Raw genomic sequence first — 6,795 nt, 5'->3', positions numbered from 1 at the left:
AATCATGTTTTATTTATAGGAAAATGACACGAATGAGCATAGCAATTGAAGAAGATTCTCAAGAATCGGAAACAACAAAAAATGATGATCGATATTTAGTACCTGGTCTTGTACGGGGTTTAGCTATCTTGCAAGCATTTAACCAACAAGCGCAAGAAATGACCATTACAGAAATTGCTGAAATTTTAGAAGTGAACCGTTCTAGTGCATTTCGTCTGATCTATACACTCGAATCTTGTGGCTATTTAAGAAAAGCATCTCAAAAAACTTACGCTCTCGATTCAAAAGTTATGGAACTTGGTTTTAACAGTTTATCTAAACTTTCATTACTTGATTTATCGACACCTTTAATGAAAGAACTACGTGACCAGACCAAACTCGCAGTACATCTTTCAATTTTAGAAGGCACTCATATTGTCTTTGTAAATAATATACAGTCGATGGGAACCTTTACGAGCAACATCAGTTTAGGAACTCGCTGGCCTGCCCATGCAACCGTCATTGGTCAAATGCTTTTATCTGATTTACCGGAAGCAGAAGTACGTCAGCGTTACCGCAACTTCAATGATTGGGACAGTTTCTCTGAACTGACTCCAACCAATTTAAAAGCTTTATTGCAAAGGCTCTCTTACGTAAAAACTCAAAAAACTATGGTGAGCTGGGGTCATTACAATCATGATATGGCAGCCTGCGCGGCGCCTGTTTTTAAACAGTCAAATGGAAAAATGGTCGCCGTTATCTCTGTGAGTTGTCCAATTACCACTTACGATGAAAGAACATTTAAAGAAGATATCGCAAGTTTAGTTGTTGAAACAGCTAATAAAATTTCAAAATTTATTTATTAAAAAAAGCGACGTTAAGTCGCTTTTTTATGGCAATTTATTTCATAAATTAAAAGTTATTTTTAAAAACGTTCCCATTCATATCCTGAAAAACAAGTATCGAATGATGCTCTTTAATATCAAACTTTAAATACTGCTCTTTAAACTGAATAATTGCATAAAACTCTTCGGCACCATTATCCAAACCTGTCGCAGAAATCTGGCTACCTTGTGGAAAATCCTTGAGCCATACAGCGTTATAAAAATCTGACACTGAATTAAATTCACAATATTTTGCAGGCTCAGCCATTATTTTTGCAGCAATTTGATCAAACTGTTGTTGTTTATAAACCTCTAAGCTCAACAACATGATCACTCTCCAAATTAAAGCTGGTTAGTGGCTAAAAGCTGTTTCTTTTTGACTTTTTCCCATTGATACCAACCATAAGCTGCCATCAAAACAAATGCTGCATATAACACGGCTGTTAAAAATAAATCTTTATAGATAAACATCCCGACATAAATAATATCGACAAATACCCAAAGTATCCAAGTCGCAATATGCTTTCGGCTTGTCCAGTAAGTGGCAAGCAGACTAAATGCGGCAAGCTGTGAGTCGAGCATCGGCACTGCTGCATCGGTAAAGTTTTTAAGAATTAAGCCAAAAAGCAAGCCACCTACCGCGGCAATGAGCATTTGGATGATAGCGGTTTGAACTGCAATAGGTTCAATTCGAATGTCGTGATCTTGCTGTTTTCCTTTAAACCAATAGTAAAAGCCATAAAAATTGACGACCATAAAAAAGAACTGCAAAATCGTTTCGCCGTACAGCTTAAACTCGTAAAACAAATAGGCATATAAAACAAAGGCAAAGAAATTAAACAGCCAGCACCACATATTACGGATTACCGTTAATCCGACTCCCATGAGGCTAATCAAAACCGCAAAAATTTCTAGAGGTGACATAAAACAGCTGCTTATTGAGATCATTTTGACAGCGTATTATGAGAAAAATATAAAGTTAAGCAAACTGCTAATTTAAATAAATCATGGAAATTAACATGATATGAGAGTTTATACTTTTCATATGACATCGATTTATTTCAATACGTAGATAAAAGAAATACTTATCAGGTCATCAACAAATTGTATTTGATAGTTTTTAAATGATTGTTTAAAAGATAATGAAAGACAAATAAAGAGCATGAGAATATGTCAAATCAAGAAGGAAAAGTTAGCCGTGAAACTCGTGGACATATTTTTTTAATTGGCCTAGATCGGGCTGCAAAACGCAATGCCTTCGATAGCCACATGATCAAAGACTTATCACTGGCACTCACCGAATATGAAAATAATGATAGTTTGCGCTGTGCAGTTATCTTTGCTCATGGCGATCATTTTACAGCTGGTTTAGACCTCGTTGAGTTACAACCTAAACTCGCTACAGGTGTTTTTGATTTTAGTGAAAATGAAATTAACCCTTGGGGCACTGTAGGCCGAAAGCTCAGTAAGCCATTGATTGTGGCAGTACAAGGTTATTGTTACACCGCTGGTATAGAACTATTTCTCAATGCAGATATTACGATTGCGAGTGAAAATACACAATTTGCTCAAATGGAAGTTCAACGTGGCATCTTACCTTTTGGCGGAGCAACTGCACGTTTTACTCAAGCTGCGGGTTGGGCCAAAGCCATGCGCTATTTACTCACTGGTGACTCTTTTGATGCCAAAGCTGCCTTTGATATGAACTTGATTACAGAAATATGCCCAGAAGGCTCCCAGCTCAACCGTGCAATAGAACTTGCTGAACACATAACTCAAGCCGCACCACTTGCGGTAAAAGCGACCCTTGCCTCTGCACGTGAAGCTATGAATGAAGGTTATCCAACGGCATTTAGCCAATTACAGAATCATCTTCAACCTTTGCTCACCACAGAAGATGTTCAAGAAGGTGTTTTTGCCATGTTACAAAAAAGACCTCCTGTTTTTAAAGGTAAATAACATCTACTCAAGCACTGCGCTCTACAGTTTAAAACTATGGTTAGACCGAAATTAGCGTAAAAAAAGCCCACATAATGCGGGCTTTTTTCATTAATCTTCTTTATTCAACTCTAACGATTTTACCTAATTCATCATGGTGAACGACCGTAATTTTTTGACTACGTCCCTGTTCAATTGCATATTCAGGTAAATCAAAATAGCGCGCATAGTCATCTGTCTGTTTTGCTTTAAGCGCATTACCACCAACACGACGCTCCGGTAGCACATGACTCCACAATAATAAGCAAATTGCACAACCAATTAATGCAGTAATGCCATGTTCAATGCCTACACCAAAAGCATTAAACAAACGGTGAACCAAATGTGTTTTTTGGAGTTCAGCCAGCACCCAGATAAATACAAATGGACGCCACAACAACAACCAACCCGCCCACATCATGGCTGTGCTTGTTGTAGAAGCATAGCGTTTATGCCATGGTAATTGACGGCGTAAATCAATAATCAACGAATTTGTCTTCATTTCTCTCTTTACCTAACGAAGTGCTGTGGTTTTCCCCAGACATCAATACAGCACGATCTTTAAAATCTCATGACTTTTGCATTTCATCCACGAATGCCCCGATCTGGGCTCACCCAACGCGCACGTTTCTCATCTCCACGTTTTAAAACTTTTGGAAATGCCACAATAGTTGCCGAGATGGTGATTAGCCAAAAGACCAATGGATACCAGATCATCCAGAAATAGTTTTTTCCTAGATGTGGTTCATAACGACTATCCATCCATTTGCTTAAAGCAAACTGAATGAGACAGGTTGCCCCCAATAAAATACCGCTACCATAGGGTAAAAATGGAGAGCTCACAACGGCTAAAGCAGGGACTGGTAAAATAAAATGTACCAACCATAATAAAGCCATCGCGAGCATTAAATATGACCAAACTAAAGTTAAGCAAAGCTCAAACATTAAAGGCCATAAAAAATTTAATTTTGGCTTAGTGAACACATCAATATTTTTAATTAATACCTGTGCCCCACCCATAGCCCAACGTAAACGCTGTTTCCACAAACCATTTAGAGTTTCGGGCATTAAAATCCACACCAAGGCATTCGGTTCAAAACGAATGTCCCAGCCGGCACGCTGCAATTTCCAAGTAATGTCGATATCTTCAGTCAACATATTGGGTGACCAATAGTCGACTTGATGAACAGCGCTCTTACGAAAAGCAGTAATTACACCCGATACGGTAAATAAGCGTCCAAAGGTACGTTGTGCACGTTTAATCATGCCGACAATCGAAGAAAACTCACCGACCTGAATACGCCCTAGTAAAGTTGAGCGAGTACGAATACGCGGGTTACCTGTAACAGCTGCAACCGTTGGGTTTTCCAGAAAATGACGAATCATCCACTTTGCTGCATGTGGATCAAGTAATGCATCCCCATCAATACCAATTAAAAACTCGGCATCGGTCATTAAGCTTCCAGCTTGCAACCCCATGGCTTTACCTTGGTTTTGAGCCAAATGAACAACACGGAGTTTTTCATGTTGTGCTGCTAAACGGTCAAGTACCTCGCCTGTATTGTCTGAGCTACCATCATTAATCGCAATCACTTCAAAATGAGGATAGTCCAGTTTTAAAGCATGGCTGATCGTTTCCTCTGCATTATCTCCTTCATTAAAACAAGGGATTAACACAGCGACTTTAGGATAACTCTCTAATGGAGCAGGTTGATCGTAAGGCGGAGCCTGACGTTCTTTCCAATAGAAAATGATCGCGCCAATCATCCATAAATACGACATGAACAATGGATAATAAAAAACGAATTTTAAGGCATGCGACCATATTGCAGCAAAGATTGTCATGTTTTAGCCTCAACTACGGCACAAGACGAGATGATTTTTCAGCAAATGCTTTATGCATAGTGTCCACATCCGGATGATCTTTAATCGGGTCATCTGGGTAATATCCAACATGCATGACACCTTGCTGATAAAGAGAATGAATTGTTGCAGCCATTTCAGCCGATGGTACCTTTTCGTTTTTACGCCAGTCAGTTGCCTGTAATTCAAAAACGGTTTTCTTAATGCCATTAGGATATTGTTTTACTCGGTTAACCATATCTTTATAGAATTGATCAGCATTATCGACCTGTTCCATATAAGGCATTGCCATAATAGCCGTAAAGTCATAACGTCTTAACGACTCTTCAAGTGATTGTGAATACCAGTTTTCTGCATAGGGTTTTAAAGCAACTTGTGCGTATAAGTTACGAGCTGTGAGCAAGAACGGTTCATATTGTCGCACGTCATCAACAAGTTGCATCGCAAAATCATCTAGATATTTTGTCTTATATGCCGTCCATTTTTGCAAATCTTGATCGTTCTCACGAATTTTTGCTAAATCTGTTGGCAAACCTTGTTTCGCATAGGCTTTTAATGCATCAGGGCTTGCATCTTCATAATCTGACAAGGTGACATCGTCATGGAATAAAATTCCATTAAACGGCGTTGACTTAGCCAAATCTTGATAAATCTCACGAATAGTTTGGCGTGCTTGAGATGAGAACGGACTTAAACGGATGTACCCCATGTTGAGGTGCTCACCCGCTTTTGCTTGCTCTGTCACCACCAAATCCTTAGAAACAGGATCAGTTTTTGGTAATTCCCACGCCAATAAAGGCATCCATGCATAAATTCGACCTACAGAGGTACGGGTTTGAATTTGCCATGCAACACGGTTAAACAAGTCCGCACGCATTGGGATGTGACGGTTCGGGAAATACACCATATCAGCAGAGCCATTGGCATCTGGATCTGAAAATGCTTGTAAATAGACGGTATTTACACCCATTGCATTAATTCGGTCTAACAAGTGGCCTAAATTACGCTCTTGCTGTTTCGGGTCTGGATCATAAATATAGTCGAGATCCACATGCATAATTTTTTGCGGGCGATTGTTATCCGTTAAGTTCAATTCACGATTTTTAATTTCTTGAGCCAAATCATCAATCGTCATATCGCCTTCTACCAAAATACGGCTCATATTTTGTAGAGATTGTTTTGCGTGGTCAGCTCCATCATCAAGCGTAATGGTCACTGGCATACCCAATTTTTTCGCAATTTGGACAGTTTGCATATTATAGCGACCATATGGCCACACCATAATACGTGGTGAACGTAAGCCATGCGCTTTGAGTAGCTCGTTATTTTTCTTTAAGTCGTTATAAATACGTGATTGATACTGTTCATCGTTCTCGTAGGTTTGAGTTTTAACATCATAAAAACGAGTGGTTGCAGCAGGTTCAGAGTTACCTTGTGGGTTACCTGTAATACCGCGATGTAAATGATAGCTATGGCTTGCGATTTCTACAAAGCCACTATCTTGCATTTCTTTAAGCTCACCCCAGCTTAAGATTTTATCACGTGGAATTTCTTCCCCTGAAAAATCAACTTTCTGCCCTGCTTTTGGTTCTAACCATGAACCTACGACAGCAAGAACAACCGGAATTTTTTTAGCTTTAATGACAGGATAAGCATTTTGATAAAAAGACTGATAACCATCATCTACAGTTAATAAAACCGGTTTTGTAGGCAGTTGAGTCTTACCCTGATGAGCACGAATTAATTGATCAACCGTAATAAAATGGAATCCGTTTTTTTGTAGCCATTCAATGTGCTGGGTAAATTGTTGAGTAGTCACCGCATATTGAGGGATTAAGGCATTTTTAGTATCGGTAATTTCATGATACCCAATCACCGTAAGTGTTGAAGCGTCCAGTTTAGGTGGTTTAGCTAAAGCCATGCCTGACAAACCTGCCAAGGCTACTAAGCCAAGTGATATGTTCAACAAAGGAGATGCAAAGCGGATAGTCATGAAATAGCGTCTCACTATCAATATAGATTATTTATGTGAAATTTGATGTTAGGACACAAACTTTTTAAAATTTGGTCTTAATATCACACTGCCAGAAAA

General features: G+C 39.0%; 7 protein-coding genes. 2 read left to right on the top strand and 5 right to left on the bottom strand.

The window, feature by feature from the left end:
* Positions 1 to 32: 32 nt before the first annotated feature.
* Positions 33 to 845 carry an IclR family transcriptional regulator gene (locus HUN22_RS14705; RefSeq protein ID WP_174730795.1) on the top strand — a complete coding sequence of 271 codons (813 nt, stop codon included), beginning with the start codon at positions 33 to 35 and terminating at the stop codon, positions 843 to 845.
* Positions 846 to 891: 46 nt separating this feature from the next.
* Here the strand turns inward: HUN22_RS14705 and HUN22_RS14700 are convergent, their stop codons facing one another.
* Together HUN22_RS14700 and pnuC are read right to left on the bottom strand one after the other, a co-directional pair.
* A complete protein-coding gene (locus HUN22_RS14700; RefSeq protein ID WP_174730792.1) occupies positions 892 to 1,191 on the bottom strand; it encodes a hypothetical protein in 300 nt (99 codons plus the stop codon).
* Between the two features lie 14 nt (positions 1,192 to 1,205).
* Positions 1,206 to 1,787, bottom strand: a complete 582-nt coding sequence (gene pnuC / locus HUN22_RS14695; RefSeq protein ID WP_174730789.1) for a nicotinamide riboside transporter PnuC — start codon at positions 1,785 to 1,787, stop codon at positions 1,206 to 1,208.
* 246 nt (positions 1,788 to 2,033) lie between these two features.
* On the opposite strand from pnuC, the gene HUN22_RS14690 reads away from it, so the two are divergent.
* Positions 2,034 to 2,822, top strand: a complete 789-nt coding sequence (locus HUN22_RS14690) for a crotonase/enoyl-CoA hydratase family protein (protein ID WP_174730786.1) — start codon at positions 2,034 to 2,036, stop codon at positions 2,820 to 2,822.
* A 100-nt stretch (positions 2,823 to 2,922) separates the two neighbouring features.
* On the opposite strand, the gene pgaD is transcribed toward HUN22_RS14690, so the two are convergent.
* From pgaD to pgaB, 3 genes are all read right to left on the bottom strand, one after another.
* A complete protein-coding gene (pgaD, locus tag HUN22_RS14685; RefSeq protein ID WP_174730783.1) occupies positions 2,923 to 3,342 on the bottom strand; it encodes a poly-beta-1,6-N-acetyl-D-glucosamine biosynthesis protein PgaD in 420 nt (139 codons plus the stop codon).
* An 83-nt stretch (positions 3,343 to 3,425) separates the two neighbouring features.
* Complete coding sequence (gene pgaC, locus HUN22_RS14680; RefSeq protein ID WP_016141944.1) at positions 3,426 to 4,685, bottom strand: poly-beta-1,6-N-acetyl-D-glucosamine synthase; 1,260 nt, start codon at positions 4,683 to 4,685, stop codon at positions 3,426 to 3,428.
* Positions 4,686 to 4,698: 13 nt separating this feature from the next.
* Complete coding sequence (gene pgaB / locus HUN22_RS14675) at positions 4,699 to 6,696, bottom strand: poly-beta-1,6-N-acetyl-D-glucosamine N-deacetylase PgaB (RefSeq protein WP_174730780.1); 1,998 nt, start codon at positions 6,694 to 6,696, stop codon at positions 4,699 to 4,701.
* Positions 6,697 to 6,795 lie beyond the last annotated feature (99 nt).

The sequence above is a fragment of the Acinetobacter lactucae genome (genome assembly GCF_013344765.1).
GTDB lineage: Bacteria > Pseudomonadota > Gammaproteobacteria > Pseudomonadales > Moraxellaceae > Acinetobacter > Acinetobacter lactucae_A.
Note: the sequence above shows the minus strand (reverse complement) of the source record. Positions and strands in the feature narration are given on the sequence as shown.

Bases quoted from the DNA above. Each gene is read 5' to 3' on its own strand.
- pnuC (WP_174730789.1), bottom strand. From the start codon at position 1,787: ATGTCACCTCTAGAAATTTTTGCGGTTTTGATTAGCCTCATGGGAGTC.
- HUN22_RS14705 (WP_174730795.1), top strand. From the start codon at position 33: ATGAGCATAGCAATTGAAGAAGATTCTCAAGAATCGGAAACAACAAAA.
- HUN22_RS14690 (WP_174730786.1), top strand. From the start codon at position 2,034: ATGTCAAATCAAGAAGGAAAAGTTAGCCGTGAAACTCGTGGACATATT.
- HUN22_RS14700 (WP_174730792.1), bottom strand. From the start codon at position 1,191: ATGTTGTTGAGCTTAGAGGTTTATAAACAACAACAGTTTGATCAAATT.
- pgaC (WP_016141944.1), bottom strand. From the start codon at position 4,685: ATGACAATCTTTGCTGCAATATGGTCGCATGCCTTAAAATTCGTTTTT.
- pgaD (WP_174730783.1), bottom strand. From the start codon at position 3,342: ATGAAGACAAATTCGTTGATTATTGATTTACGCCGTCAATTACCATGG.
- pgaB (WP_174730780.1), bottom strand. From the start codon at position 6,696: ATGACTATCCGCTTTGCATCTCCTTTGTTGAACATATCACTTGGCTTA.